Genomic DNA, 26,675 nt, shown 5'->3' with positions numbered 1-26,675 from the left:
AACCCCGCTGCAGGGAATGAGGCCAAACGAGCGCTGTGCGTTGGCTGTGCGGTGTGAAGTCATCCTTTTTGATGAGGAATTGCAGGTGGAGGTACCTCCTGCGGCGGACGGGGAACGACCCCCGCTCGAGGCTCGCTATCGCGCGTCGCGCATCTTGAGGATGTACGTCGCGGTGAGCGCCACGCCACGGTCCTCGTCCTGCGACAGATCCTCGAGGGCACGTGACGTGGCGGTCCCCGGGATACCCGCCAGCGCCTGGGTCAGCCGTCGACGCGCGGACGTTCCCGTGCTGTCGTCGGCGAGGCGGTCGAGGAGTCGCGTGGCGATCCGCTCCGCTGACGCTGGGTCAGCCGCCAGCGCGCTCAGTGCGTCGGCCGCGTCGACGTCGTTCCTCTCCTCGACGATCATCTCGACGAGCGTGGGGACCGCGTCGGAGACTCCACGTGCCCCCAGCGCCAGAGCCGCGTGCCCGCGGACGACGAGGTCGGAGTCGCCGAGGGCGTCCCGCAGCAGGTCGGTCGCGGCAGCGTCCGGGATCTCGGCGATGGCCTCGACGGCACGTCTGCGCACCTCGGCCGCGCCCGACCGCAGCCCGTCCGCCAGCAGCGTCGGCGCGTCCTCGCCCGACTGCGCCAGAGCCCACCGCAGGGCTCCGGCGACGACCGGGTCCGGCTCGCTCAGCACGGCCTCGGCCAGCGCTTCCACCGGCACGGGAACGTCCTCGACCGCGGACAGGGCCGCGCGCTGCCGCGTCTCCGCGCTCTTCGACCCCAGCGCCTGCAGAAGCGCGACGATCTGGAGGACGTCCTCCCACCCGGCCGGTTCCGCGGCACCGATCCGGCTGAGCCGCGTGAGCAGTTCCGTCTCCGCCGCGATGCGGTCCCGCGTCTGGCGGATGAGGTCGTCGACGAGCTCGCCGGGCGCGAAGCCGGGGTCGTCGAGCGCGCGCCCGACGTCCCGCAGCGACAGCCCCAACGACCGCAGGCTCTCGATGTGGAAGATCCGCCGGATGTCCTCGCCGGAGTACTCGCGGTAGCCGGAACCGGTACGCCCCGAAGGCCGCACCAGGCCGAGCGATTCGTAATGCCTGAGCATGCGGGCGCTGACCCCGGACCGCCGCGCGACGTCACCGATCAACACTGCACCTACCGCCCCTCCTGGCCGCCCCCGCCGAGGGCTACGACGCGCTTCGCCTCCTCGACCGCGAACTCGAACTCCGCGTCCGGGTCCCGCCACAGCTGCTCGGTGGCGAGCGCGTGGGCGCGCACGCGCGGGTCGAGGTCCGCCGCCGCGGCGCCCAGGACCGGAAGCATCACCTCCCCGAGCGCGACCAGCGCCCGGCTGAGGCTCAACCGCGTCTCACGTTCACCGCGCCCGAGCTGCGTCGCCAACAGTACGGCCAGCTCGCGCTCCTCTCCTTCAGGCACGAGGACGACCGCCGCTCGCCAGGCGCTCCGGGCCACCTCGTCGTCGGCGTCGGCCAGCAGCGCCGGTGTGATCGCGGGCCACGCCTGCCGGTCCCCGATCTTCGACAGCGTGTGCAAGGCCTGACTCCGCGCCTGCGCACCCTCCGAGCGGACTTCGTCCAGCAGCGGCGGGACGGTCATCGAGGCGGCATGGCGGGTGAGCGCCCACGTCAGCATCTCGCGCACATAGAACTCGGGCTCGATCGCGCAGCGCTCGATGAGCTTGCCGATGAACTCCGGGTCGGGCGCCGTACCGGCCGCGAGCGCCGCCTGCAGCCGGACCGACGGGCTGGGGTGCTCCAGCCTTTGAAGTGCGTGCATGGTGTTTCGGTCCCTGTTCGACGTGATCATGAGGACCCTGAGGGCCCCTCCTGGGCCACAGTGAAGGGCTTGCCACGGTGTCAAGGTCAAGCGGTGCGCGCGTGACGGTGGCGTGGGCGAGAGGCGTCGCGCGCCGAATGCGGCGATGTCCGGTTCTCGCCGGTCCGCGGTAATTGCCTGGACTGAAAACCTCCCTTGACGGGACACTTCCGACTTCCGAACCTCCGGGAGTGTGATGGGGACAACAGACACGCGAGGCCCCACGCCGGGCAGGAGCGCGGTGATTCTGGCCTTGCGCCGCTACGGCCGGGAACTCCTGCGCCTACGACGGCATGCCTTCCCCGCGCTGCTGTTGCCGGCCCTGGGCAACATCGGCACCCGCTACGTCGCCCCCCTGCTGATCGCCAAACTGGCGGGACAGGCCGCCGAGGACAGCGGTCTCACCCTCGCCTCGGCCCTGCCGTACGTCCTGGGCTTCGGCGCGGCGCTGCTGCTCGCCGAGGCCGTGTGGCGGATCGGTCAGCACTGCCTGAACCGCGTGGACGCCCTCGGCATGGAGCACCTGTACGTGAGCGGCATGGACGAACTCCTCGCCCAGGACGCGGCGTTCTTCCACGACAACTTCGCCGGCTCCCTGACCAAACGGGTGCTCAGCTACGGCAAGCGCTTCGAGGACTTCGTCGACACGTTGACCTTCCGGATCGTGGGCAGCCTCGTCCCGCTGGTGTTCGGGGCGGTGGTGCTCTGGACCTACGAACCGATGCTCGTCGTGGGCCTCTTCGTGATGATCGCGCTGACCGCGGTGGCCGCGACGCCGCTGATCCGGCGTCGGCAGAGACTCGTCAACGACCGTGAGGCGGCGATGGCCCGGGTCTCCGGCCACGTCGCCGACAGCCTCATGAACATGGAGACGATCCGCGCGTTCGCGGCCGAGCGCCTGGAGGCCGAGGAACACCGCAGCCGAGTCGCGGAGTCCAGGCGCCTGACGCTGCGGTCCTGGGACTACGGCAATCTGCGCGTCGACGTCCTGGTCGCCCCCATGTTCGTGCTGACCAACGTGCTGGGACTGCTGGTCGCCATCGCCCTCGCCGGCTCGGGCCAGGGAGTCGAGGCGCTCGTCGTCGCGTTCACGTACTACTTCAACGCCACGGAGATCATGTTCGACTTCAATCAGATCTACCGGCGACTGGAAAGCTCCATGACCGAGGCCGCGCAGTTCACCGAGCTGCTGCTGGATCCGCCCACCGTGCTCGACCCGGCGCGACCCGAACCGCTCGCACCCCGGGACACGGGCATCCGCTTCGAGGCGGTGACCTTCGCCCACTCCGGTGCGCGGCCGATCTTCCGGGGACTGGACCTGGACGTGCCCGCGGGCGCGCGGATCGGTCTCGTCGGCAGGTCCGGCGGCGGCAAGACCACGCTCACCCGGCTCCTGCTGCGCATGTCGGACCTCGACGACGGCCGCATCCTGATCGGCGGTCAGGACATCAGCAGACTGCGCCAGACCGACCTGCGCTCGCTGTTCGCCTACGTCCCACAGGAACCCGCCATGTTCCACCGCAGCCTGCGGGACAACATCGCCTTCGCCCGGCCCGGTGCCACCGACAAGGAGATCCACGCGGCGGCCGAGGCCGCGCACGTCACCGAGTTCGCCGACCAACTCCCCGACGGCTTCGCCACCCTGGTGGGGGAGCGAGGAGTGAAACTCTCGGGCGGCCAGCGCCAGCGCGTGGCCCTTGCCCGGGCCATCCTCCGCGACGCCCCGATCCTCCTGCTCGACGAGGCGACCAGCGCCCTGGACTCGGAGAGCGAACTCCTCGTCCAGGACGCCCTGTGGCGGCTACTGGAGGGGCGCACGGCCCTCGTCGTCGCCCACCGCCTCAGCACGGTCGCCGGCATGGACCGCCTCGTAGTCCTCGACCGCGGAACCGTCATCGAACAGGGCACCCACGACCAGCTCCTCGCATCGGAGGGCGCCTACGCCAAACTGTGGCAGCACCAGTCGGGCGGCTTCCTCGGCGAGAGCACGGATCCGGCCCCCGAAATACCCGTGCCGAGCACCGGTTCCACGTAGTCGGGTCGAGCAGGGTGCGAGGCACAGGCCACGTCGGAGCGGGCTCGGCGGAACGCCGAGCCCGCTCGGGCCGCCCCCTTGCCGGGGCCGGACTTGTGTCACGCCGTCAGCGCTGCAGGGTGAGCAGACCCGGACGGTAGGGCAGGAGGCCATAGTCGCCCCCGGAGTTGGGGTTGCGGCCCTGGTAGAGCAACTGCAGATGGCAGGGATCGACGGTCATGGTCTGATCGGGACTGGTGCGGATCAGTTCGCCGTGGCTGATGTCGTTGGTCCAGGTGGCGCCGCTGTTGGCCTTGCCCGCGAAGGGGTTGCTCTCCGTCGCTGCCTGCGGTGTCCAGGAACCGTTCAGGCTGGTGGCCGTGAACGAGCGGAAGTAGCGGCCCTGTGAGCCGATCGCCTCGACGATCATGAGGTAGCGGTTCTGGCCCTGGAGCTTGTAGACCTGCGGGGCTTCGAACAAATTGTTCGTCGTGTCGCTCATGATCACTGTCGAGCTCGTGCCGAAACTGCCCGGGAAGTTCCCGAGCGGCATGGCGGCCCGGTAGATCTTGCCGTTGTCGCCGGCGAAGAACAGGTACATGTTCGTCCCGTCAGCGATCAACGTCTGGTCGATGGGTCCAGTTCCGGAGCCGGTGATGCTTCCGGAGAAGAGCTCCCTCGGCGCCGACCAGCCGTTCGGGTTGGTGGGGTCGCTCGACGTCCGGTAGGAGAACGCCGTCCCGCCCCACTGGTAGGCGAGCACCCAGATGTTCTTCGGCGCGAAGTAGAAGAGCGTGGGCGCCACGGTGGAGGACGACATCGTGTTCTGACTGGCCGACGCCATCTCCGACCAATTGGTGAACAGGCCGAAGTTCATCGAACCCCAACTCGTTCCGGTGTCATGCGTCGTCGCGTACACGAGTTGTCTGCCGTTGTAGGGCACGACGGTGAAGTCCTTCAGGGACACCCACCCCGGTTTCGGCTGCGCCAGCACGCCGGTCGATGTCCAGCGGTACGTCGACGGCAGCTCGCACGAGCCGGGGTTGTCGCCGCCGACCTTGACGAGCTGCCACTGCTGGTTACTGCCGCCCCAGTCGTCGTACTGGACGATGTTCGCGTTGTCGGCGGTGGAAGCACCCTGCACCTCGAGGGCCTTGTTGCTGTGACGCGAGATGAGCCGGACATAGCCGTCCGAGCTGTCGGCCAGCCGCCACTGCTGGTTGGTGCCGTTCAGGTCGGCCCACTGGACGATCGGGCCGCCGTTCGCGGTGGACCAGTTGTGGACGTCCAGCACCTTGCCCGAGTGCCGGGACTTGATGCGGTAGTAGCCGCCTCCGGAATCGACGAACTGCCACTGCTGCTGGGCCTGATCGTTTCTGCTCCATTGGGTGATGCGAGCGCCGTCGCCGGTCGCCAGGTTGTAGACGTCCAGGGCCTTGCCGCTGTTGCGATTGACCAGCACATACGAGGCGCCGGGGTCTACGGTCGCCGCGTCGGCGGGCTGTGCGCTGAGGAAGGTCGCCGCGAGCAGCAAGGGCGCGAGGACGGCGAGTAAGCGTCTCAGACGCACCGGGGACGGGTGGCGAAACCACATCAGAGGGCCTCCTTCGGGGGTGGGGTGAGGGGGCTCCGATGAACAAGCGGAGCGAGCGGACCGGGTGCAGGACAGCCTCGAATGTTTCGAGGAATTCCCGGATGGATTGACGCCACAAGCTAGGAATGTGATGCCCTCTGGTCAAGGGCTGTCGCCGATCTGTCCGCAAACAGCGCCTCGTCTTCGGGCCTGCCGGGGCGGCCGCGTGGACCGGAATCCCTCCATGTTGGGAGGTTGGCCCAGGCTCTTGGGTACTCGCCGACGGTGACGCCGAGGGTCGATTTCCGGCTCTTGGGTGTCAGAAAGTTTCGGGATGGAATCCGAAACTTCTTCCGCGAGGAGTATTGACGATCCATCGTCAACTCCTCAATCATCCCTGTCTGAGAAGCCGACCTTAGTTCGATATATCGAACCTGGCGGTCATGGGACGTCTCTGCCGCAAGCCCGTGACCGGAGGTCCGGTGAGTGAGTGCTGCCCGGGTTCCGGCCCGCCCCGTCCGTATCCCCAGTGAGAGCGGACGACGCAATCCCTTGAACTTCAGTTCTTCCGTGATGTCCACCTTGGAGGCACAGTCATGGGCTCGTACGCCCTTGCCAGAACCGGCGTCCGCCGGAAGATCCGCGCCCTGCTGCTGGCGCTGGTCGTCGGCGCCCTCGGGTTGGTCGCCGCATTGGTCGCGCCCCCCGCCGCACACGCTGCCGAGAGCACGCTCGGGGCCGCGGCTGCGCAGAGCGGCCGCTACTTCGGTACCGCCATCGCCTCGGGCAGGCTCGGCGATTCGGCGTACACGACGATCGCGAACCGTGAGTTCAACTCGGTGACCGCCGAGAACGAGATGAAGATCGACGCCACCGAACCGCAGCGGGGCCAGTTCAACTTCACCGCCGCCGACCGCGTCTTCAACTGGGCCGTGCAGAACGGCAAGCAGGTACGCGGCCACACCCTGGCCTGGCACTCCCAGCAGCCCGGCTGGATGCAGAGCCTCAGCGGCAGCGACCTGCGCCAGGCGATGATCGGCCACATCAACGGCGTCATGGGCCACTACAGGGGCAAGATCGCCCAGTGGGACGTCGTGAACGAGGCCTTCGCCGACGGCAGTTCGGGCGCTCGGCGCGACTCCAACCTGCAGCGCACGGGCAACGACTGGATCGAGGTCGCCTTCCGCACCGCGCGCGCCGCCGACCCGGCCGCCAAGCTCTGCTACAACGACTACAACGTCGAGAACTGGACCTGGGCCAAGACCCAGGCGATGTACGCCATGGTCCGCGATTTCAAGCAGCGCGGAGTGCCGATCGACTGCGTCGGATTCCAGGCGCACTTCAACAGCGGCAGCCCCTACAACAGCAACTTCCGCACCACCCTGCAGAACTTCGCCGCCCTCGGCGTCGACGTGGCCATCACCGAACTCGACATCCAGGGCGCCTCGGCCACGACCTACGCCAACGTGACCAACGACTGCCTGGCCGTCCCTCGCTGCCTGGGTATCACCGTCTGGGGCGTGCGCGACACCGACTCCTGGCGGGCAGAGCAGACGCCGTTGCTCTTCAACGGCGACGGCAGCAAGAAGCCCGCCTACACCGCTGTCCTCAACGCACTCAACGGCGGTTCCACGCAGCCCCCTTCGGAGTCCGGACCGATCAAGGGAGTCGGTTCGGGCCGCTGCCTTGACGTGCCCGGGGCCGGCACCACCGACGGTACCCAGCTCCACCTGTGGGACTGCCACAACGGCACCAACCAGCAATGGACGTACACCGCCGCCGGCGAGCTAAGGGTCTACGGCAACAAGTGCCTGGACGCCGCCGGCACCGGCAACGGCGCCAAGGTCCAGATCTACAGCTGCTGGGGCGGCGACAACCAGAAGTGGCGCTTCAACTCCGACGGATCCATCGTCGGCGTCCAGTCCGGTCTCTGCCTCGACGCCGTCGGGGCCGGCACGGCCAACGGCACCTTGATCCAGCTCTACTCCTGCTCTAACGGCAGCAACCAGCGCTGGACCCGGTCCTGAGGCATCGAGGGACAAGGCGCCTCGATCCAGCAGGCGAACGGAGGGGAGCCAGGACAGTCCTGGCTCCCCTCCGGCCACGGCCAGGTGCTCTGGTGGGACCGGCTCGGTGCCGCCGCTCCCCAGGGCCCCTAGAAGAACCCGAGCTTCTTCGGCGAGTAGCTCACCAGCAGGTTCTTCGTCTGCTGGTAGTGCTCCAGCATCATCTTGTGCGTCTCGCGGCCGATCCCCGAGCCCTTGTAGCCGCCGAACGCCGCATGCGCCGGGTAGGCGTGGTAGCAGTTCGTCCAGACGCGGCCCGCCTGGATCGCGCGGCCCGCGCGGTACGCGGTGTTGGCGTCGCGGGTCCACACGCCGGCGCCGAGGCCGTACAGCGTGTCATTGGCGATCTTGATGGCGTCGTCGAAGTCGTCGAAGGACGTCACGGAGACCACCGGGCCGAAGATCTCCTCCTGGAAGATCCGCATCCGGTTGTTGCCCTCGAAGATCGTCGGCTGGACGTAGTAGCCGCCCTTGAGTTCGCCGTCGTGCTCGACGCGCTCACCGCCGGTGAGTACCCGGGCGCCCTCCTGCCGGCCGATGTCGAGGTAGGAGAGGATCTTCTCCACCTGGTCGTTGGACGCCTGCGCGCCGATCATCGTGTCGGTGTCGAGCGGATGACCGGTCTTGATCAGCTCGGTGCGGGCGACCGCCGCCTCCATGAACTCGCCGTAGTGGCCGCTCTGGACGAGGGCCCGCGACGGACAGGTGCACACCTCGCCCTGGTTGAGCGCGAACATCGTGAAGCCCTCGAGGGCCTTGTCGCGGAAGTCGTCGTCCGCCCGCCACACGTCCTCGAAGAAGATGTTCGGGGACTTGCCGCCGAGTTCGAGCGTCACCGGGGTGATGTTCTCCGAGGCGTACTGCATGATCAGCCGGCCGGTCGTGGTCTCCCCGGTGAACGCCACCTTCGCCACCCGCGGGCTCGACGCCAGCGGCTTGCCCGCCTCCACACCGAAGCCGTTCACGACATTGACGACACCCGGCGGCAGCAGATCGGCGATCAGGCTCAGCCAGAAGTGGATGGACGCCGGGGTCTGCTCGGCCGGCTTGAGCACGACCGCGTTGCCCGCCGCCAGCGCCGGGGCGAGCTTCCATGTCGCCATCAGGATGGGGAAGTTCCACGGAATGATCTGCGCGACCACGCCGAGCGGCTCATGGAAGTGGTACGCCACCGTGTCGTCGTCGATCTCGCCCAGCGAACCCTCCTGCGCGCGGATCGCTCCCGCGAAGTAGCGGAAGTGGTCGATCGCGAGGGGGATGTCGGCCGCCAGCGTCTCGCGCACGGGCTTGCCGTTCTCCCAGCTCTCGGCGACCGCGAGCGCCTCCAGGTTCGCCTCCATCCGGTCGGCGATCTTCCGCAGGACGTCGGAGCGCTCCGCCACCGACGTACGGCCCCACCCCGGGGCGGCCGCGTGCGCCGCGTCCAGGGCCCGCTCCACGTCCTCCGCAGTACCGCGCGCGATCTCGGTGAACGGCTGCCCGTTCACCGGCGAGGGGTTCTCGAAGTACTGCCCTCGAACCGGCGGCACGTACTCGCCGCCGATGAAGTGGTCATAGCGCGCCTGGTAGGAGACGATCGCGCCCTCGGTCCCGGGTGCCGCGTAACGGGTCATGCCGGCCTGCCTCCCTGCAACAGCGCTGCCCGCCGTTGGACAGCTCTCGCCGCGAGGCTAGGCAGGACGAGGTTGCAAGGACGTTGCGCGGACCGGGGAAGAGGTGAGGTCCGGGCGTTGTGTGTACGGCCTTCAGCGCGCCGTCCAGTCCGGGGGCGCCGCCAGCTCCGCCTCCAGTGCCGCGAGGCGGGAGCGGACCGTGGCCGTGGGGCGTACGGCGGCCAGCGCCCGCCACACGTCGAGGTCGTCCTCGCCCCACGGAGCGTGTGCCCAGTCCGCCAGCAGGTCGGGGTCCCGGCGGGCGATCAACGCCGTACGCAGTCCGTCGGCAACCCGGCGCCGGATCCGCGCCACCGCCGGAGCCTGGGAGCCGGGCAGCAGCGGACCGCTGTACGCCGTCACCGCCGCACTGACCGCCCCCGCCGCCAGCCGCCGCTCGACCACGGAGACGTCGGACTCCACCGGCACGGTGAGCCGGTACGGCCGCGAGGCCAGCAGACCGGGGCCGAGTGTCCGCCGCAGCCGCGCGAGTTCGGCCCGCAACGTCACCGGCGTCACCGACTCGTCCTCGTACAGCGCGCACAGCAGTTCGTCACCGGTCAGCCCCTCCGGATGCCGGGCGAGCAGCACGACGATCTCGCTGTGCCGTCGGCTGAGCCTGATCCTGCGGCCGTCCGTGAGCAGTTGGGCCTCGTCCCGGCCCAGCGCGGACAGCTCGTGCCTGTCGGCGGCCGGCGCCGCCGGGAGGAGCAGGGCCAGATGGGACTCGGCCGCCCGCGCCACCGCCTGCACGAAGCCCAGGCTGTGCGGATGCGCCAGACCGTCGCCGCCGGTGATGTCCACGGCCCCGAGCACCCGCCCGGTGCGCGGATCGTGCACCGGCGCCGCCGCGCACGTCCACGGCTGCACTCGCCGGATGAAGTGCTCGGCCGCGAACACCTGCACCGGCCGGTCGACCGCGACCGCCGTACCCGGGGCGTTCGTCCCGACCGCCGTCTCCGACCAGCGCGCCCCCGGGACGAAGTTCATCCGCCCCGCCTGCCGCCGGGTGGAGGCGTGCCCCTCGACCCACAGCAGCCTGCCGTGCTCGTCGCACACCGCGAGCAGATGCTCCCCGTCCGCCGCGAACGAGCCCATCAGCTCCCGGAACAGAGGCATCACCCGAGCCAGCGGGTGCTCCGCCCGGTAGGCGCCGAGGTCGCCGTCCCCGAGTTCCACGCTCGCCTTGCCGTCCGGCCCGACCCCCGCTCTCGCCGAACGCCGCCACGAGTCGGCCACCACGGCACGCACCGGCTTCGGCACGGTGCCCGCCGCCGTGAAGGTCTCATGCGCGCGGCGCAGCATCCGTGCACGCTCGGCAGGGTCGGCCCCCGGCTCCAGGGCCACCCATTGATCGGTCAACTCGGCCTCCCCGGACGGCGATGCGACTTGGGGACATCGTCACTCCGAGTACGCGCGCGGACAACCTTTTCGACTGCGGTCACCCGAACGACGGGCCCGTTGTCTCGAACGACGTGCCGCTTGTCTCGAACGACGTGCCGCTTGTCTCGATCGACGAGCCGGTGGTCCGAGCCAGTGATCTCGGTCAGGCGGCCTTGACCAACTGGATGTAGCGCTCCCAGTCCCAGTACGGCCCCGGATCGGTGTGGTCGGTGCCTGGCACCTCGTGGTGCCCGATGATGTGCCTCCTGTCTCGGGGAATACCGTGCCGGGAGCAGATCGCCGCCGTCAGCGCGGCCGATCTCTCGTACATCGCGTCCGTGAAATACGCGGGCCGGTCCACCCACCCCTCGTGTTCGATTCCGATGCTGCGCGTGTTGTAGTCCCAGTTCCCCGCGTGCCAGGCGATGTCCGACTCCCGCACGCACTGCGCCACATGCCCGTCGGCGGAACGGACGACGTAGTGCGCGGACACCTTCTTCTTCGGGTTACGGAACACGCTCAGGGTGCCGGAGAAGTCGGTCTGCGTGACATGGACGATCACGAGGTCGATTCGGTACTCCGAGGGCCGGCGTGCGGCGGTGAAATTGGTGGAGTTCGCCCCCTGCCACACACCGCCCGGGTAGTCGGGGGCCGGGACCTGCGCGTCGGCTCGCGGCCGCGGGAGCAGCCCGTACGGTAAAGCGGCCAGGGCGGCGCCCCTGAGCAGCCGTCGTCTGCTGGTGTGTGATCGTGCTTGTTCCACGGGCGGTTCGCCTCTCGGCAGAGGAGGAGTGGGGCGGTCAGCTCGACAGGATGGCCGCGGTCTCGCGCAGCCGCGCGTGCACCCCGCGGTGCGTCTCGCGCTCGGGCAGCCACTGCTTGCGGATCTTGGCGACGCAGGTGTAGTTGGTGTCGCACACATTGGCCAGCGGCGACTCGACGGCCTGGGTGGCGAACTGGTACGCGTCCAACTCGCTGAAGCCGTAGTCGCGGACCAGCCACTGCACCAGGTCGAGCTGGGAAATCCGGAACGCGTCCTCCAGGGGGCGGGCCGAGCCCGTCGAGATGATGTGCGTGTCCGACTCGATCCGGGGCCAGGGAGTGGCGACCCCCTTGAGGAGTTCGACGATCACGACGGTGCGCATCGCGCATTCGACGGCGACACCGCAGGTCTCGCCCTCGCCCTGGCGGGCGTGGCCGTCCCCCAGGCTGAGCAGCGCGCCCTCGACGTTCACACCGAGATAGCAGGTGACGCCGGCCCGCATCTCGGGTGTGTCCATGTTCCCGCCGTGCGCGTCCGGCACCAGGGCGGAGCGGACCTCCAGGTTGGCGGGGGCGACCCCGACGGTTCCGTGCATCGGGTCCATCGGCAGCTCGGCCTCGAAGTCACTGTCGTGGGCGCGGAAGAGGGCGGTACGCCGGGTTCTGTCCAACTGCCAGATCCAGACCGTCTCGGGCAGCGGCGGCTGGAGCGTGGCCGTGGTGTGCGTGGAGGTGAGGGCGCCGAACAGGGGGACGGTGGTGGAGGCCGCCCAGTCGCGGGCCGGTTCGATCGAGACGAAGTGCACGGCGACGGTGTCCCCGGACTCCGCGCCCTCGATGTGGAAGGGACCGGTCTGCGGGTTGAGGAACGGGAACTCGCAGACTTCGGAGACCAGGTCCTTCTCGGACCTGACCCGGCCGCCGAAGCAGTCCTCCGTGTACAGGTCCAGCACGGTTCCGGGCGCGATGCGCGCCACGGGCGGCGCACCGCCGAACGTCCAGGCGTACTCGCCGGGTTCGGGTCGGACGGTCAGGATCCGGGGGTCGCTCATCGCCGCACAGCTCCGTTCTGCCACAGGTCGCACATCACGGACCCAGGTCCCAGGCTTCAAGTCCCAGGTCTCAGGTCTCCGGGGTGGAGGGGCCGGGAGCGCCCTCGCGTGAATCACGGTACGGGGCGGAGAAGCCGGGCAGCAGTGAGCGCTGCGGATCAGTGGACGCGGGCCGGGTTGTGGAGAACTCGGCAACTCGTGCGGGTGAAGCGGGCCTGGAGACAGGGCCGTTGCGGCTGTGGATCCAGCCGGACTCAGCTCCTCCCGGCCACCGCCGCCGGATCGTCCAGCACCCCCCGCACCACCCAGTGCGCGGCCCCCAGCAACGGCCCCTCGGAACCCAGCCGCGACACGGACACCGGACAGGCCGCCCCCGCCGTACGCCCCTCCAACTCGGCCTCCAGGGAAGGCAACAGCCACGGCGCGAGCCCGGCCAGCGCCCCGCCGAGCACCACGCTCTCGGGGTCCAGCAGATTCACCGCCCCGGTCAGGGCGACCCCGAGCGCGGCCCCGGCGTCGTGGAGAGCACCTCGTACCGCCCCATCCCCCTCTGCTGCCCGCCCCGCGAGCAGCCCGACGCGGTCCTCGCCCGGTTCCAGCCCCGCCGCCCGCAGCACGGCCTCCTCACCGGCGTACTGCTCCAGACACCCGCGCCCTCCGCAGGGACACGCCGGCCCCTCCGGCCGGACCGGCACGTGCCCCAGCTCGCCCGCGAACCCGCGGGTCCCGCGCAGCAGTTGCCCGTCCACGACGACGGCCGCGCCGATGCCGATCTCCGCCGACACATGCAGGAAGTCGCGCGGTGTGCCTTGTCCGAGCCAGAGTTCGGCGAGGGCGCCGAAGTTCGCCTCGTTGTCCACGGTCAACGGGAACTCCCCGGGCAGCAGCGCCCCGAGGTCGACGTCGTGCCAGTCGAGGTTCGGCGCGCGGACGACCGTACGGCCGTCGCGTGCGACCAGTCCGGGCACGGCCACCGCGAGACCCGCGGGCCACAGCCCGTCCTGCTCGGCCTCGGCGACCACCCCGCGCACCAGCTCGGTCAGTTCCCGGATCACCGGTTCGGCCGAACGCCCCCGGTTCCCGCCGTGCCGTACCGCCTTCGCCCGCACCGCGCCGCGCAGATCGACCGCGCACACCGCGAGGTGGTCGACGCCGATCTCGGCGCCGATGCCGGCCGGGCCGTGCGCGCTGACGGCGAGCGCCGAACCGGGCCTGCCCACCCGGCCGGGCCGCTCCGGGCCGAGTTCCTCGATCAGCCCCGAGCGGATGAGCTCGTCCACGAGCGTCGACACCGCGGCACGCGTCAGACCGATCCGGGAGGCGACTGCGGCACGGGAGAGCGGGCCCTCCGCGCTGACCGTGTGCATCACCCGGGCCAGATTTCGGCGGCGCATGCCCTGCTGGGTGTCGGGCAGCGCGCGTCCGGGACCGGCGGCGTGCGGCTCGTGCGGCGCGCGTCCGGGACCGGCCGGTTGGGGCTCGGGTGCGCGCCCGGGACCGGTCGGGTCGGGCTCGTGCAGGGGTGCGGTCATGCCTCCGTCAGTCCTCGATGCGCTCAGCGGGTCCCCGGCTCCAGCAGCGGGGCCGCGTCGGAGAGTACCCCGGCGATCCTGGCCAGGGTCTCCTCGTCCCGTTCCACCGCTTCCAGCACCGGCCCCGCGGCCGTGTTCCAGCGCCGGGCGACCGCGCCCGGATCCTCGCCGGTCAGCAGTCCGGCCGCCTGGGCCGCGGCGCCGAGCGCGACCAGTTCCTTGGCCTCGGGCACCTGTACGGGACGGCCCGAGAGCCGTCGTACGGTCTGCTGCCAGGCCGTACCGCGCGCGCCGCCGCCGATCAGGAGCAGCGGGGCCGAGCGGTCCGCGTCCGCGTCGAGGACCAGGTCCAGGGCGCCGAGCAGGGAGTGGACGGCGCCGTCGTAGGCCGCCTGGAGGAGCTGTCCGGCGGTCGTGTCGTGGCGCAGGCCCAGCAGCAGGCCGGAGGCGTTCGGCAGGTTCGGGGTGCGCTCGCCGTCCAGGAACGGCAGCAGGGTGACGTCGGTGGTGGGTTCCACCGCCTCGCGGTCGAGGCCCAGCAGGGCCGCCACCCGGTCGACGGCGAGCGTGCAGTTCAGGGTGCAGGCCAGCGGCAGCCAGTCGCCGTGCGCGTCGGCGAAGCCCGCGACCGTGCCGGAGGGGTCGGCGGGGCGGTGCCTGGCGACGGCGTACACCGTGCCGGAGGTGCCGAGGCTGAGCACCGGGGTGCCGGGGCGCAGGCCGAGGCCGAGGGCGGCGGCGGCGTTGTCGCCGGTGCCGGGGGCGACCAGGGTGCCCTTGGAGAACGGCAGGTCGTGGTGTTCGCGGACGGTGCCCGCCACCTCGCCGGGCCGCACCACGCGCGGGAGCAACGCGGGGTCGAGGCCCACATGGGCGAGGGTTTCCTCGTCGTACGACTCCGTCCCGGACGCCCACCAGCCCGTACCGGAGGCGTCGCCGCGGTCGGTGGTGCCCTGGCCGGTGAGCCGCTCGGTGAGGTAGTCGTGCGGGAGCCGGACCGCCTTGGTCGCGCGGACGGCGTCCGGTTCGTGTTCGGCCAGCCACGCCCACTTCGTCACGGTGAAGGACGCCCCGGGCACGCTGCCCGTGCGCTCCGCCCAGGCCTTCGGGCCGCCCAGTTCGTCGATGAGACGGCGGGCCTGCGGCGCGGAGCGGACGTCGTTCCAGAGCATCGCCTGGCGGACCGGTTCGCCCCGCTCGTCCAGGGTGACCAGGCCGTGCTGCTGGCCGCCGATCGACACCGCGGCGGCCTCGTGCGCCGCGTCGCCGCACTGACGCAGGGCCTCGCACAGGGCGTCCCACCACTGGCGGGGGTCGGACTCGCGCCCCGCCCCGGAGGAGACGGTGTGCGGGGCCTGGCCGCTCGCGACGACCTGCCCCGTGGCCGCGTCGACGACGAGGGCCTTGGTGGACTGGGTGGACGTGTCCACGCCGACGACGAGCGGTCCTTCGGCTGCTGACATCGGGCTCTCCTCTTGTGCGGCGATGCGGCTCGCGTCCCACCGGGGACAACTGTTCTCTTCCCAGAGATGCCTTGGCATACTAATTTGTAAACGGCCATGACGAAATAGTCGGCAGCAAGCAAACTGGCAGCAGGCAAGGAGCCGCGGCATGAACTACCAGCCCACCCCCGAGGACAGGTTCACCTTCGGCTTGTGGACCGTCGGCTGGCAGGGACGGGACCCCTTCGGCGACGCCACCCGTCCCGCCCTCGACCCGGTCGAGACGGTGCAGCGCCTGGCCGAGCTCGGCGCTTATGGCGTCACGTTCCACGACGACGACCTGATCCCCTTCGGATCCTCCGACACCGAGCGTGAGGCGCACATCAAGCGCTTCCGGCAGGCCCTCGACGCCACCGGCATGACCGTGCCGATGGCCACCACGAACCTCTTCACGCACCCCGTCTTCAAGGACGGCGCGTTCACCGCGAACGACCGTGACGTGCGCCGTTACGCCCTGCGCAAGACGATCCGCAACATTGACCTCGCGGTCGAGCTGGGCGCTAAGACCTACGTCGCCTGGGGCGGCCGCGAGGGCGCCGAGTCCGGCGCCGCCAAGGACGTACGCGTCGCCCTGGACCGCATGAAGGAGGCCTTCGACCTCCTCGGCGAGTACGTGACCTCCCAGGGCTACGACCTGCGCTTCGCCATCGAGCCCAAGCCGAACGAGCCGCGCGGCGACATCCTGCTGCCGACCGTCGGCCACGCGCTGGCCTTCATCGAGCGCCTGGAGCGCCCCGAGCTGTACGGCGTGAACCCGGAGGTCGGCCACGAGCAGATGGCCGGCCTGAACTTCCCGCACGGCATCGCCCAGGCGCTGTGGGCGGGCAAGCTCTTCCACATCGACCTCAACGGCCAGTCCGGCATCAAGTACGACCAGGACCTGCGCTTCGGCGCCGGTGACCTGCGCTCCGCCTTCTGGCTCGTCGACCTGCTGGAGAGCGCCGGCTACGCCGGACCGCGCCACTTCGACTTCAAGCCGCCGCGGACCGAGGACCTGGACGGCGTCTGGGCGTCCGCTGCGGGCTGCATGCGCAACTACCTGATCCTCAAGGAGCGCGCTGCTGCCTTCCGCGCGGACCCGGAGGTCCAGGAGGCGCTGCGGGCCTCGCGTCTGGACGAACTGGCGCAGCCCACCGCGGGCGACGGCCTGCAGGCCCTGCTCGCCGACCGCACCGCCTTCGAGGAGTTCGACGCCGAGGCGGCCGCCGCGCGCGGGATGGCCTTCGAGCGGCTCGACCAGCTGGCCATGGACCACCTGCTGGGGGCGCGTGCCTGACTGCCGGAGGCGGCTGCCGGGGCGCGTGCCTGAGCGGGCACGCGCGCGTACGGCGCCACGCGTGTGACTGAGTCGCGTGTGGCGCCGTGGGTCGGGGAATGCGGCGGAATGGTGTCGTCCACGGCATGGGCCGGTACCAACTTCGGCGAGCCGCTCGCGTGATCACCGCCGGGAGGTGACGCTGAGCCGTATGGCCATGCCTCCCGTACCTCCCCAGCCGCCCGGTCCTCCGCCGGGCGACACGCCGCCCTCGGGTGGCGGTTACGGCCCGCCGGGCGGCGGTTACGGCCCGCCGGGCGGCGGTTACGGCCCGCCGAACGACGGCTTCGGCCCGCCGTCGTACGACGGACCGCCGCCCGGCGACGGCCCGAGGCGCGGCCGTGGCCCGCTCCTCGCCCTGCTCGCGGTGATCCTGGTGGCCGCGGCGGTCGCCGTGGTGGTGCTGCTGGGCTCGGGGAGCGACGACTCCCCGGAGGACAAGTCGCCCGCCGAGAGCAGCACCGGCCCATCGCCCCGGCCGTCCTTCAGCATCCCCACCGAGCTGCCCAGCAGACTGCCGAGCGATCTGCCCACGTCACTGCTGCCGTCTGGGTTCCCCAGCGAGTTGCCGAGCGAGCTGCCCAGTGACCTGCCCAGCGAGATCGAGTCCCTGCTGCCGGACCTCGACGAGGTCGACCTGCCCTGAGCCGACGGCACGCGTGCGTGGCGGACGTGAACCGCCACGCACGCATGGAAGGCCCTTCGGCGTCAGATGCCGTGCGGCAGACGGACGTAGATGACCTTCGTCTCGATCCCGCTGTCGACCAGCCGGCCCTGCGCGTCGAACGCGCCCGCGCCGTCGGTCATCCCGAAGTCGTTGTCGTTGATCAGGGCCAGGGTGTCGCGATCCACACGCGCCACGCCCTCGATCTTGCCGGGCACTCCGGCGACCGTACCCAGGTCGACGACGAGCTTCTTGGCGAGCACGGGCACGCCCGCGGCGGCCGGGTCGTCGAGCTGCTCCAGCGACGGGGACGTCGTGTCGTCGTCCCACGGGCCGCCGAGGATGTCCGCGTCCCTGTCCAGCCGGACCAGGTGCAGCCGCGCCGCCTTGTCGGTCCGCTCCTCCACCAGGAGCCGGTTGCCGCCGACGGCGACGACCGAGGAGATCTTCAGCTCGGAGGTGTCGTCCTCGCTCGGGTCCACGACGTTCACCGGGTCGAAGCGGTACGCGTACTCGGCGGTGACCGCCTTCTTCTTCGGCGAGAAGCGCAGCAGACGGGTCGTGCGGGAGGACTCCCCGGCATCCGTGTCGGGCAGCGAGAGCGGGCTCTGCACGGCCATCACCAGGTCACCGCCGGGCAGCTGGGCGAGCCCCTCGAAGCCGCGGTTGATCTTGCGGTTCAGCAGCACGGCGGGCAGCGCCTCGACCACCGGGTAATCGGCGCCGGTGAGGTTCAGCCCCTCGGGCACGTAGCGCGTGAGGACCTTCCCGCGCGCGGAGACATGCACCAGCGAGGGGCCGTACTCGTCGACCAGCCAGAAGGAGCCGTCCTTGGCCCGCACGATGCCCTCGGTGTCCAGGCCGTTCGGGTTGTACGACAGCGGCGTGCCGGCGTTGTAGGAGTACGGCGCCTCGTCGCGGCCCGCCTGGTTCGACAGTCCCGTGACCGGCTTGCCGGAGGAGGTGGTCAGCGGGATCGCGTCGATCACCCGTACGGAGTCGCCGGAGACACGGATCTTGACGATCGCCGGGTCGAAGCCGGGCACCGGGAAGGTGCGGCGCTTGGTGCCGTCCACCTTGATCTGGCCGTTGGGTCCGCGATCGGTGACGGTCCAGAACTCGCCCTTGCGGCCCGTCGGGTAGATGTCGCTGCCGATGCCGCCCAGGTCGACACCGCGGTCGTCGGCCACCGTGCCGGGCAGCAGCGTGTTGCTGAACGCGCCGAGCGGTATGTCGCCGAGGGTGGCGGAGCCGACGACACGGGCGTCCTCGGACGGGGTGCCCACGGCCTGCCCGGTCGCCGCGAGGACGGCCAGAACGGCGAGGGGGACGCCCGCTGCGACGGAACGGTGGACGCGGCGCCTGCCGGTGGCGTGCGGGGACATCAGGGCCTCCTGTGGACCAAGTTCGGTGACAGCGGCCAGATTTGGGCCCCGCGCGGAACGCCGCGCGACGAGCGGATGAACGCGGGCCGTCGGCCACTCGTCGAGCCGTACCTTTCCTGTGCGCGGACGTGGCGCCCACCAGCAACTCGTCGACCCGGGCGGCCCCCAGGCGCTGTGCCACCTTGCCGTAGCCGCGATCGGTGCGGAACGGTGCCTGGGAGGTCCAGCCCGTGGCGAATCCGGTCACCGCACCGTCGTCCGCCAGCTTCACCACGGCCCGGGTCACCCCGTGCGGGTTCGCGGCTCACCGCTCAGGTGCCGGCTCCGCCGAGGCCAGTGCCGTGGCCGGGTCCTGGGTCGGGCCACCCGCGGGGACCCAGCGGCCGCGCTCCTTGCGGTACGGCCACCAGCGGCCGTCCCGTCCCAGGCGCACCTGGCCCGAAGTGCCCACGGCGGTCCACCGGTTGCCCTTGGCCCGCAAATGCGGGCGTTCGTCCTCGTCCCAGGCCGTTTCCAGGGCGGCACGCGCGCGTGCGAGGGTTTCGCCCTCCACCGCCCACTCCTCCTCCAGTACGGCGAGCGCGGCCACCCCGCCCAACTCCCAGGCCCGTACGGCAAGGGCCAGCCGCTCCCCGCCGCGCCCCTCGGCGAGGCGCTCCGCGATCCCCTGGGCGGGAGCGCAGGCAGCCAGCCGGACCGCGTCCTGCGCGCGGGGCAGGTCGAGGCCCAGTGCCGGGTGATCCCGGCCGGAGCGCAGCGCGTCGGCGAGCATCCGGTGCGCCTGTGCCGCGGTGCGGGCGGCGAGGTACTCCAGGGCTTCGGGGTCGACGCCGGACGGGGGAGGGGTCTCGGTGTCGAGGGACGGTGGTGCACCGGGTTCTGCCGGGAGTTCGGGGAGGGCCGGCAGCGGCGGCAGGATGTCCCCGGCAGCGAACGCTTCCGCGGCGTCCACGCCCTCCGGTTCGGGCGCCGCCTCGGCGGGGGCCGTGCTGCGCGCCTGGAGGTCGTCCAGCAGGGCGCGTTCGCCCCTGCCGCGCATCAGCAGCAGCACGAACGGGTCCTGGTCCAGCAGCCGCGCCACCTGGTAGCACAGGGCCGTCGTGTGCCCGCAGTGGTCCCACGCCCCGCAGTCGCACTGGGGCTCCAGGTCGCCCATCCCGGGGAGCAGTTCGACACCGGTGGCCGCCGCGTCCTCGACCAGGTGCGGCGGCATGTCCCGGTCCAGCAGCGCCGCCACATGCCCGGCCCGCTCCACGGCCATGTCCAGGAACCGGTCCCACTGGTCGTCGGAGAGCCGCTCCAGCAGCACGTCCGCGCGATGGCGCGTGCCGTCGCGTTCCTGGACCACGGCCGTGATGCGTCCAGGGCGCACCGACACCGCTCCCACGCCTCCCGCGCGGGCGAGCCTGCGGCCGGCCTTGAGCTGCTGCAGTTCCAACGCCGTCTCCTCCAGCGCCTGCAGCCAGGCCCGGCCCCACCACGTCTGCGCGAAGCCCTTTCCGTGCGCGGCAGGCAGTGCCGCGAACGTGCGCTCCAGGTTCTCGTCGTCGTATCGGCTCATCGTGCGCCCCCTCGCAGTTCCACCAGATCGGCCAGCTCCGCGTCCGTCAGCTCCGTCAGCGCCGCCTCACCGGAGCCGAGCACGGCGTCGGCCAGCGCCTTCTTGCGGCTGAGCATGTCGGCGATTCGGTCCTCGATGGTTCCCTCCGCGATCAGCCTGTGCACCTGCACCGGCCGCGTCTGTCCGATCCGGTACGCGCGGTCGGTGGCCTGGGCCTCCACCGCCGGGTTCCACCAGCGGTCGTAGTGCACGACATGCTCGGCCCGGGTGAGGTTCAGACCCGTGCCGGCCGCCTTCAACGACAGCAGGAAGACCGGCACTTCACCGTCCTGGAAGCGGCGCACCAACTCCTCGCGCTCGGCGACGGGCGTACCGCCGTGCAGGAACTGCGAGGCCACGCCGCGGGCCGCCAGATGCCGTTCGATCAGGCGCCCCATGCGCACGTACTGGGTGAAGACCAGAACTCCCGCCCCCTCGGAGAGGATGGTGTCCAGGAGCTCGTCCAGCAGCTCCAGCTTCCCGGACCGGCCCGCGATCCTCGGGCGTTCCTCCTTGAGGTACTGCGCGGGGTGGTTGCAGATCTGCTTCAGGCCCGTCAGCAGCTTCACGATCAGCCCGCGCCGCGCCATGCTGTCGGCCTCGGCGATCTCCGCGAGCGTCTCGCGCACCACCGCCTCGTACAGCCCCGCCTGTTCCTTCGAGAGCGACACCGCGCGGTCCGTCTCGGTCTTCGGCGGCAGTTCCGGCGCGATGCCGGGGTCCGACTTGCGGCGGCGCAGCAGGAAGGGGCGGATCAGCCGCGCGAGCCGTTCGGCGGCGGCGGGGTCCTGGCCGCTCTCGACCGACTGCGCGTACCGCGTGCGGAAGGTGTCGAGGCGGCCGAGCAGGCCGGGAGTGGTCCAGTCGAGGATCGCCCACAGCTCCGACAGGTTGTTCTCCACCGGGGTGCCGGTGAGGGCCACGCGCGCGCGTGCGCCGATGGAGCGCAACTCCCGCGCGGTCGCCGAGTAGGGGTTCTTCACGTGCTGGGCCTCGTCGGCCACGACCATGCCCCACGGCACCTCGGCGAGCCGCCGCGCGTCCAGCCGCATCGTGCCGTACGTGGTGAGCACGAACTCCCCGTCCGCCAGGGCGTCCAGGCCACGCCGGGCGCCGTGGAAGCGCCGCACGGGCGTGCCGGGGGCGAACTTCTCGATCTCGCGCTGCCAGTTGCCCATCAGCGAGGTCGGACACACCACCAGCGTGGGACCGGCCGACGAGGCGTCGGTCTGCCGGTGCAGATGCAGCGCGATCAGCGTGATGGTCTTACCGAGTCCCATGTCGTCGGCCAGACAGCAGCCCAGACCGAGCGAGGTCATGTGGGCAAGCCAGTTCAGGCCCCGCCGCTGGTAGTCACGCAGGGTCGCGGCGAGCGCCTCGGGCTGGGCGACCGGCTCCTGCCCCTCGGGGTCGGCGAGCCGCTCCCGCAGGGCAGCCAGCCATCCCGTGGGCTGCACCTCGACGCGGCGGCCGTCGACCTCGGCCGAGCCCGTCAGAGCGGCGCTGAGCGCGTCGACAGGCGTGACCTTGCGGTCCTGCTGCCCGCGTGCCCGGCGCACCTCCTCGGGGTCGATCAGGACCCACTGGTCCCGCAGCCGTACCAGGGGCCGGTTCGCCTCGGCCAGGCGGTCCAGATCCTCTCGGCTGAGCCGCTGGCCGCCCAGCGCGAACCGCCAGTCGAAGGCGAGCAGGGCGTCGGCCGACAGGAACGACGGCGTGTCCGACGCGAGCTTGGCCGGGCCGGTCTCGTCGTCGGGCGTGCCCGTCTCGTCGTCAGGCGGCCCGACCACCGCGCGGGCGGTCAGCTCACGGGCCAGCCCGCGCGGCCAGTGCACGTCGACCCCGGCCCCGGCCAGCGCCCGGGCTCCGGTGGTGAGCAGGTCCGTGACCTCCTCGTCGGCCAGTTCGACGGCGTCGGGGACGGCGGCCGAGAGCATGGGCGCGAGCGGAGGCCACGCGCGGGCCGCGCGGCGCAGCGCCAGCAGGGCGTCCATCCGCGCGCGAGGGCCGAAGGCGGATGCCCCCGCCCACACCTGGGCGGCGTCGGCGACGAGCGCGGAATCGCTGACCCCGTGGACCTGGAGCACGGCGCGGAAGGCGGGCGCCGCGTCCTCTTCGGTCGCGGCGGCCAGGCCGGGGACCTCCACGCGCAGGGAGAGACGCACCCCGGCGTCGTGGCCCGCGGCGACGTCGGCCGCCCACGCGCGGTGTCCCGGCAGGTGCTGTGGTTCCGGTGCCGCGTAGGCGTCCGAGCCGGTCACGAGCGGTGCCGCGGAGGTGCGGGGCAGGGTGTCCGCGACGGCGTCCAGGAAGGCACGCAGCAACAGTTCCGGATCGGGCAGCCGCAGCGGGCCGGAGGCCTCCAGCGGGACCGCGTGCGCCTCGGGCGGCATGGCCGCGGCGAGCCGGCGGATGTGCTCGATGTCCTCGGTGCCCAAGGGGCCCGCTCGCCAGGCGTCGTGGTCGGCGGGTGACAGGCCGGGCAACAACAGCCCCCGGGCGACCAGTTGCAGCGCCAGGACGGCCGCCGAGCCCCAGAAGGCGCACCCTCGGTGCGCGTGTTCGGAGGCACGCGCGCGGACCAGGACCGGCAGCGCGGCGCGCACGGACAGCAGCACGGCGGGCACGCTCACGCGCTCGACGCCGTCGGCGCCGGGGACGGCCACGGTCAGGTTCCCGGCCGACCCCTCCTCGACGACGGGAGGGGCGTCGCCGTCGGGGCGCCAGAAGGCGACCCTTCCCGCGCGTGCCGGATCACCGGGCACGAACACGGCGGTGCACTGGGCCAATTCGAAGATCTCGGACGGACTTGCCGGGGGAACCGTCTGTGCAGCGATGGCAAATTCCTCAAACTTGACTACTGGGTGGAGTGGCTGAGGGTACAGCACCGCATGGCTCGATCCGGCATAGCAGGGCTGTGTTCTGCATCACCGCCGTGGGAGGGTGGGCCCAGAGGAGGACCAGTAGGGGGCACGACTCAGGGACGTCTCAGGGTCGCGGTCCGGAACCGCGGGAAGCACGGGCCCGTTTTGAGAGCAGAGAGCGGCAGTGCGCCGCGGAGGAGGCGACACACATGACGAGGAACCACAAGATCGCCGCAGGAGGTGCGGCGGCCGGGATCATTCTGCTCATCTGGCTGCCCTGGTGGGCAGCGCTCCTGATCATCCTGGGCGTCCCGGCCGCCGCGTACCTCGCACTCGACCCCTCGCAGCGGCGCAGGCTGCGCCGGGCCGGCCGCAAGGAGATAGGCCGCTGAGGCACCTGGGCCCGTGCAAGTCCGCGGACTTGCACGGGCCCAGGGCCGGTCCGGTCTGATGGCTTGGCCGGGTTCTCAGTGCGAGACCGGTCCCGACAGCGCGCAGGAGTCGACCACATCGCCGCTCGCGGGCCTGTCGACGGTCCGGTCCGCAGGCGGCCGTATGCCCCCTTCCACCCAGGTGACCAGTGCCTGGAACGCGGACCGGTAGCAGGGCAGGATCGGCCGGAGCCGGTCCGGATAGGTGTCGTACAGCCCATCGACGTGGGTGCCGCCCTCGACCGTGTAGTACCGGTGCAGGCCGCCGCGTCCCGCGGCATCCACCATGCGCGCGTACACGTCCGAGTCGGCCGCCTTGGGCAGCAGCGCGTCCAGGTCGCCGTGCAGGGTGATCAGCGGCCTGCCGATCCGCCCGGTCAGTGCCACTCGGGCCACCGCGCGGTGAACGGCGGCCGGGCGCGACGCGTAGTCGTAGGTCGCGTCCTCGGCGCAGGGCGCGAGGATCTGTTCCGGGGTGGTACCGGCGGACGGGCCGGGGCAGTCCGGGGCGTATGACGGGTCGAACTCCGCGCGGTAGATCTTCTGCGTGACGCCCCAGTAGGCCTTCTCGTGGTACGGCCACAGGAACTCGGAGCCGCGCGCGAAGCCCGCCGCGTACAGGTCCTCGTCCCGCGCCGAACCGAGCATGCGGGCCACGGTCGTGGGCAGCGAGGTCAGCAGATTGGGGCCCTCCGCCGTCCACAGCGCCCCCTCCCAGTCGACGCCCCCGTCGTACAGCTCGGGGTGGTTCTCCAGCTGCCAGCGCGTGAGGTAGCCGCCGTTGGAGATGCCGGTGATGTACGTGCGCCGCGGGAGGTGGCCGTAGCGCTGGGCCACTGCCTTCCGGGCCGCGCGGGTGAGCTGTGTGGTCCGGGTGTTCCACTCGGCCACCGCGTCACCGGGCCGCTTGCCGTCCCGGTAGAAGTCGGAGCCGTTGTTGCCCTTGTCGGTCGCCGCGTACGCGTAGCCCTCGGCCAGCACCTGGTCGGAGATCGCCTTGTCCGTCGCGTACTGCCGCCGTGTGCCCGGAGCGCCCGTGACGACCAGGCCGCCGTTCCACCGCTCCGGGAGCCGGATGACGAACTGCGCGTCGTGCTTCCAGCCGTGCGTTGCGTTGAAGCGCGAGGAGTCCGGGAAGTAGCCGTCGATCTGCATCCCGGGCACCCCGGACGGCACCTGGGTGCCCGCGGCCGTCAGGCCCGCCTGATCGGCCAGGTCGGTGTACGGCGTGCCGGCGAGCCCTGTCGTGGTGAGGTCCGCGAGGCAGGCGCTCCGCTGGAAGGCCGCGCCGGGCACCCGCACCCGCTCACAGTGCCCGTCCGCGGCTGCCGTGGCCCCGGCGGGGGCGGGCGAGCTGAGCGCCGCCGCCATCAGCGCGGCGGCGACGAACGGAACACCTCGGGTCAGACGCATGGTGGCCTCCAGGGCAGCGGGACACAGGAGCCGGAGATCCGGGAGCGGATCCGGGGCTGCCCCATGGTGGAGTCACGCCTGAGAGCCATCTATGGGTTGGGGCCACATGGAACGGTGGCGTCGCATGGGGCACCAAGACAGGCGGCACCGGCCATGTCCGGGTGTGCTCCTGTTCGTGCCCCGATGCGGCGGTGCGCGCGGCCTCAGCTGGGGCGTACGGCCATCTTGTCGAGCGCCTCCAGCAGGCCCGGCAGCTCCGGCCCCCGGCCCACCGGAAGGACCTCGCCGGGCTCGTCGTCGAGCAGCACGAACGCGATGTCGTCGGTCCTGGCCACGAGCGACCAGCCGGGACCGTCGGCGCGCAGCGTGCGGGCCTCTCCCGACGCGAAGGCGGACCGGACCCGCCCGAGAGGCGGCGGGGTGTCCACGTACGCGCGTGCCTCGGCGAGGACCCGGCGGATGCCGCTGTGCCCCTTGGGCTTGGCACCCCCGCCCGCCGAAGCTTCCGACATCCCCGAAGCTTCCGAAGTCCCCGGAGCCTCCGCAGTCCCCGAGGCCGCTGAACCCCCCGAGGCCGCTGAAGTGTCCGGCGCCTCGGCAGTCTCCGCGGGCTCCTGCGCCGTCTCCTGACCCTCGGCCGCCTCGGACCCGCCCCCGGGGTTCGGGAAGTCCGAGTCGTCGATCTGCTCGCGCCACACCGCCCACTGAAGGGCGATCTCGTCCGCGCCCAGCCTGCGCTGAGCGGGCCCCCAGACTGAGGTGTCCGGCGGCGTCAGGGGCGGGCCCTCGGCGACGTCGGGGGCGGGGTCGTGCGGCGGGGGCACGTTGGGGGCCGCGACGGCGACCGCCAGGGGCCAGCCGGGCAGGGCCGCGACCACCGTGCGCTCGTCCGGCGACAGGTCGTACTCCATGCCGCAGTCCCAGGACGCGATGGCGACCGCGACCAGCGAGACATCGTCGATGACGACCGTCCATCGCGCGCCGTCCCCGTCCTGGCCGAGCACCAGACCGTACCCGTCGGCCAGCGGCGCGAGGCCGAGCGCCGCGCAGGCCTCCGGATAGTCGTCGCCCAGCACGCTCGGGAACTTCGCAGGCGTCAGCAGCACCGCCGTGAGCACATACAGCGCGTCGTCCTCGGCGGCGACGGCGCCCTCGTCCGTCCCGGCCATCCCAGCCTCCCCATCGGTTCGTCCATCGGCGCGCACCCTAGTGCGAGGGGAAGGCCCTTGTCACGACTCCCCAGCCCACCCGGAGCTGCAGTTTTCCGGCTGGACGGGGTGAAAACGACCTCTGTCGCCGGGCGGCTCAGGCCGCCGGAAGCCCGAGGAGGTCCCGCGCGACCGTGCCGGGGGACTCGTCGCGTTCCCGCGCGAGGGCGATGACGGCCCGGCACGCCAGCTCGTTCACCCCGAACGACAGCGCCTCCGGCGACACCCATCCCGCGGCCTCGTCGATGCGCTCCTGGTCGTCCTCGGCGCAGGCCGAGACGTAGGCCGCGGCTGCCTCGAAGAGATTGTGCGTACGCCTGTCCTGATCGGCGCCCGACTCCGTGCGCCATGCCTCCAGGACTCTGCCCCAGGACTGTCGGACCCTGCCGAACATGCTGACCACCTTCCCCCTGCGCGGCTGCCAGTCCATCTC

The 26,675-nt window shown here is 71.5% G+C and carries 20 protein-coding genes; 5 read left to right on the top strand and 15 right to left on the bottom strand.

Going from position 1 to position 26,675, the window contains the following annotated elements; all coding sequences use genetic code 11:
* Nucleotides 1-135 precede the first annotated feature (135 nt).
* Together AC068Z_RS20575 and AC068Z_RS20570 are read right to left on the bottom strand one after the other, a co-directional pair.
* Nucleotides 136-1,140: a HEAT repeat domain-containing protein gene (locus AC068Z_RS20575; RefSeq protein ID WP_478557233.1), complete on the bottom strand. Its 1,005-nt coding sequence runs from the start codon at nucleotides 1,138-1,140 to the stop codon at nucleotides 136-138.
* A 5-nt stretch (nucleotides 1,141-1,145) separates the two neighbouring features.
* On the bottom strand, nucleotides 1,146-1,787 hold the full coding sequence (locus tag AC068Z_RS20570; RefSeq protein WP_478557231.1) for a HEAT repeat domain-containing protein: 642 nt from the start codon (nucleotides 1,785-1,787) through the stop codon (nucleotides 1,146-1,148).
* 235 nt (nucleotides 1,788-2,022) lie between these two features.
* On the opposite strand from AC068Z_RS20570, the gene AC068Z_RS20565 reads away from it, so the two are divergent.
* A complete protein-coding gene (locus AC068Z_RS20565) occupies nucleotides 2,023-3,861 on the top strand; it encodes an ABC transporter ATP-binding protein (protein WP_478557229.1) in 1,839 nt (612 codons plus the stop codon).
* A 106-nt stretch (nucleotides 3,862-3,967) separates the two neighbouring features.
* Here AC068Z_RS20565 and AC068Z_RS20560 read toward each other — a convergent pair whose 3' ends face one another.
* The gene (locus tag AC068Z_RS20560) at nucleotides 3,968-5,434 is read right to left on the bottom strand and encodes a non-reducing end alpha-L-arabinofuranosidase family hydrolase (RefSeq protein ID WP_478557227.1); all 1,467 of its coding nucleotides are present in this window, start codon (nucleotides 5,432-5,434) and stop codon (nucleotides 3,968-3,970) included.
* Nucleotides 5,435-6,009: 575 nt separating this feature from the next.
* On the opposite strand from AC068Z_RS20560, the gene AC068Z_RS20555 reads away from it, so the two are divergent.
* Nucleotides 6,010-7,440 carry an endo-1,4-beta-xylanase gene (locus AC068Z_RS20555; RefSeq protein WP_478557225.1) on the top strand — a complete coding sequence of 477 codons (1,431 nt, stop codon included), beginning with the start codon at nucleotides 6,010-6,012 and terminating at the stop codon, nucleotides 7,438-7,440.
* Between the two features lie 128 nt (nucleotides 7,441-7,568).
* Here AC068Z_RS20555 and adh read toward each other — a convergent pair whose 3' ends face one another.
* The 6 genes from adh to xylB all read right to left on the bottom strand — a co-directional run bounded on the left by adh (nucleotide 7,569) and on the right by xylB (nucleotide 15,323).
* The gene (gene adh, locus AC068Z_RS20550) at nucleotides 7,569-9,092 is read right to left on the bottom strand and encodes an aldehyde dehydrogenase (RefSeq protein ID WP_478557223.1); all 1,524 of its coding nucleotides are present in this window, start codon (nucleotides 9,090-9,092) and stop codon (nucleotides 7,569-7,571) included.
* A 132-nt stretch (nucleotides 9,093-9,224) separates the two neighbouring features.
* The gene (locus AC068Z_RS20545) at nucleotides 9,225-10,493 is read right to left on the bottom strand and encodes a GAF domain-containing protein (protein WP_478557221.1); all 1,269 of its coding nucleotides are present in this window, start codon (nucleotides 10,491-10,493) and stop codon (nucleotides 9,225-9,227) included.
* A 184-nt stretch (nucleotides 10,494-10,677) separates the two neighbouring features.
* Complete coding sequence (locus AC068Z_RS20540) at nucleotides 10,678-11,277, bottom strand: N-acetylmuramoyl-L-alanine amidase (RefSeq protein ID WP_478557219.1); 600 nt, start codon at nucleotides 11,275-11,277, stop codon at nucleotides 10,678-10,680.
* A gap of 37 nt (nucleotides 11,278-11,314) precedes the next feature.
* Nucleotides 11,315-12,328, bottom strand: coding sequence for an acetamidase/formamidase family protein (locus AC068Z_RS20535; RefSeq protein WP_478557217.1), 1,014 nt, complete (start codon nucleotides 12,326-12,328; stop codon nucleotides 11,315-11,317).
* Nucleotides 12,329-12,582: 254 nt separating this feature from the next.
* A complete protein-coding gene (locus tag AC068Z_RS20530; protein WP_478557215.1) occupies nucleotides 12,583-13,860 on the bottom strand; it encodes an ROK family protein in 1,278 nt (425 codons plus the stop codon).
* Between the two features lie 23 nt (nucleotides 13,861-13,883).
* Entirely contained in the window at nucleotides 13,884-15,323 is a 1,440-nt protein-coding gene (xylB, locus tag AC068Z_RS20525) for a xylulokinase (RefSeq protein ID WP_478557213.1), read from the bottom strand.
* A 148-nt stretch (nucleotides 15,324-15,471) separates the two neighbouring features.
* On the opposite strand from xylB, the gene xylA reads away from it, so the two are divergent.
* Together xylA and AC068Z_RS20515 are read left to right on the top strand one after the other, a co-directional pair.
* Nucleotides 15,472-16,638: a xylose isomerase gene (gene xylA / locus AC068Z_RS20520; RefSeq protein ID WP_478557211.1), complete on the top strand. Its 1,167-nt coding sequence runs from the start codon at nucleotides 15,472-15,474 to the stop codon at nucleotides 16,636-16,638.
* A 190-nt stretch (nucleotides 16,639-16,828) separates the two neighbouring features.
* Nucleotides 16,829-17,323, top strand: coding sequence for a hypothetical protein (locus AC068Z_RS20515; RefSeq protein ID WP_478557209.1), 495 nt, complete (start codon nucleotides 16,829-16,831; stop codon nucleotides 17,321-17,323).
* A 62-nt stretch (nucleotides 17,324-17,385) separates the two neighbouring features.
* On the opposite strand, the gene AC068Z_RS20510 is transcribed toward AC068Z_RS20515, so the two are convergent.
* From AC068Z_RS20510 to AC068Z_RS20500, 3 genes are all read right to left on the bottom strand, one after another.
* Nucleotides 17,386-18,726, bottom strand: coding sequence for an esterase-like activity of phytase family protein (locus AC068Z_RS20510; RefSeq protein ID WP_478557207.1), 1,341 nt, complete (start codon nucleotides 18,724-18,726; stop codon nucleotides 17,386-17,388).
* Nucleotides 18,727-19,030: 304 nt separating this feature from the next.
* Nucleotides 19,031-20,287: an SWIM zinc finger family protein gene (locus AC068Z_RS20505; RefSeq protein ID WP_478557205.1), complete on the bottom strand. Its 1,257-nt coding sequence runs from the start codon at nucleotides 20,285-20,287 to the stop codon at nucleotides 19,031-19,033.
* A complete protein-coding gene (locus AC068Z_RS20500) occupies nucleotides 20,284-23,115 on the bottom strand; it encodes a DEAD/DEAH box helicase (protein ID WP_478557203.1) in 2,832 nt (943 codons plus the stop codon). Before AC068Z_RS20500 ends, AC068Z_RS20505 begins: the two co-directional genes overlap by 4 nt.
* Before the next feature lie 284 nt (nucleotides 23,116-23,399).
* Here AC068Z_RS20500 and AC068Z_RS20495 point away from each other — a divergent pair, with 284 nt between their 5' ends.
* Nucleotides 23,400-23,582 (top strand): hypothetical protein, encoded by a 183-nt coding sequence (locus AC068Z_RS20495; protein ID WP_478557201.1) that lies wholly within the window; start codon nucleotides 23,400-23,402, stop codon nucleotides 23,580-23,582.
* Between the two features lie 75 nt (nucleotides 23,583-23,657).
* Here AC068Z_RS20495 and AC068Z_RS20490 read toward each other — a convergent pair whose 3' ends face one another.
* The 3 genes from AC068Z_RS20490 to AC068Z_RS20480 form a co-directional block, all read right to left on the bottom strand.
* Nucleotides 23,658-25,034: a tannase/feruloyl esterase family alpha/beta hydrolase gene (locus tag AC068Z_RS20490; RefSeq protein WP_478557199.1), complete on the bottom strand. Its 1,377-nt coding sequence runs from the start codon at nucleotides 25,032-25,034 to the stop codon at nucleotides 23,658-23,660.
* A gap of 203 nt (nucleotides 25,035-25,237) precedes the next feature.
* Nucleotides 25,238-26,203 carry a hypothetical protein gene (locus tag AC068Z_RS20485; RefSeq protein ID WP_478557197.1) on the bottom strand — a complete coding sequence of 322 codons (966 nt, stop codon included), beginning with the start codon at nucleotides 26,201-26,203 and terminating at the stop codon, nucleotides 25,238-25,240.
* 136 nt (nucleotides 26,204-26,339) lie between these two features.
* Nucleotides 26,340-26,636 (bottom strand): hypothetical protein, encoded by a 297-nt coding sequence (locus tag AC068Z_RS20480; RefSeq protein ID WP_478557195.1) that lies wholly within the window; start codon nucleotides 26,634-26,636, stop codon nucleotides 26,340-26,342.
* Between the last annotated feature and the right edge of the window lie 39 nt (nucleotides 26,637-26,675).

Source organism: Streptomyces sp. NPDC043726 (assembly GCF_056436565.1).
This window is presented reverse-complemented; position numbering and strand designations above follow the sequence as displayed.

Coding starts and splice junctions, on each gene's coding strand:
- AC068Z_RS20570 (WP_478557231.1), bottom strand. CDS start 1,787: ATGCACGCACTTCAAAGGCTGGAGCACCCCAGCCCGTCGGTCCGGCTG.
- AC068Z_RS20565 (WP_478557229.1), top strand. CDS start 2,023: ATGGGGACAACAGACACGCGAGGCCCCACGCCGGGCAGGAGCGCGGTG.
- AC068Z_RS20560 (WP_478557227.1), bottom strand. CDS start 5,434: ATGTGGTTTCGCCACCCGTCCCCGGTGCGTCTGAGACGCTTACTCGCC.
- AC068Z_RS20555 (WP_478557225.1), top strand. CDS start 6,010: ATGGGCTCGTACGCCCTTGCCAGAACCGGCGTCCGCCGGAAGATCCGC.
- adh (WP_478557223.1), bottom strand. CDS start 9,092: ATGACCCGTTACGCGGCACCCGGGACCGAGGGCGCGATCGTCTCCTAC.
- AC068Z_RS20535 (WP_478557217.1), bottom strand. CDS start 12,328: ATGAGCGACCCCCGGATCCTGACCGTCCGACCCGAACCCGGCGAGTAC.
- AC068Z_RS20530 (WP_478557215.1), bottom strand. CDS start 13,860: ATGACCGCACCCCTGCACGAGCCCGACCCGACCGGTCCCGGGCGCGCA.
- xylB (WP_478557213.1), bottom strand. CDS start 15,323: ATGTCAGCAGCCGAAGGACCGCTCGTCGTCGGCGTGGACACGTCCACC.
- xylA (WP_478557211.1), top strand. CDS start 15,472: ATGAACTACCAGCCCACCCCCGAGGACAGGTTCACCTTCGGCTTGTGG.
- AC068Z_RS20515 (WP_478557209.1), top strand. CDS start 16,829: ATGGCCATGCCTCCCGTACCTCCCCAGCCGCCCGGTCCTCCGCCGGGC.
- AC068Z_RS20510 (WP_478557207.1), bottom strand. CDS start 18,726: ATGTCCCCGCACGCCACCGGCAGGCGCCGCGTCCACCGTTCCGTCGCA.
- AC068Z_RS20505 (WP_478557205.1), bottom strand. CDS start 20,287: ATGAGCCGATACGACGACGAGAACCTGGAGCGCACGTTCGCGGCACTG.
- AC068Z_RS20495 (WP_478557201.1), top strand. CDS start 23,400: ATGACGAGGAACCACAAGATCGCCGCAGGAGGTGCGGCGGCCGGGATC.
- AC068Z_RS20490 (WP_478557199.1), bottom strand. CDS start 25,034: ATGCGTCTGACCCGAGGTGTTCCGTTCGTCGCCGCCGCGCTGATGGCG.
- AC068Z_RS20485 (WP_478557197.1), bottom strand. CDS start 26,203: ATGGCCGGGACGGACGAGGGCGCCGTCGCCGCCGAGGACGACGCGCTG.
- AC068Z_RS20480 (WP_478557195.1), bottom strand. CDS start 26,636: ATGTTCGGCAGGGTCCGACAGTCCTGGGGCAGAGTCCTGGAGGCATGG.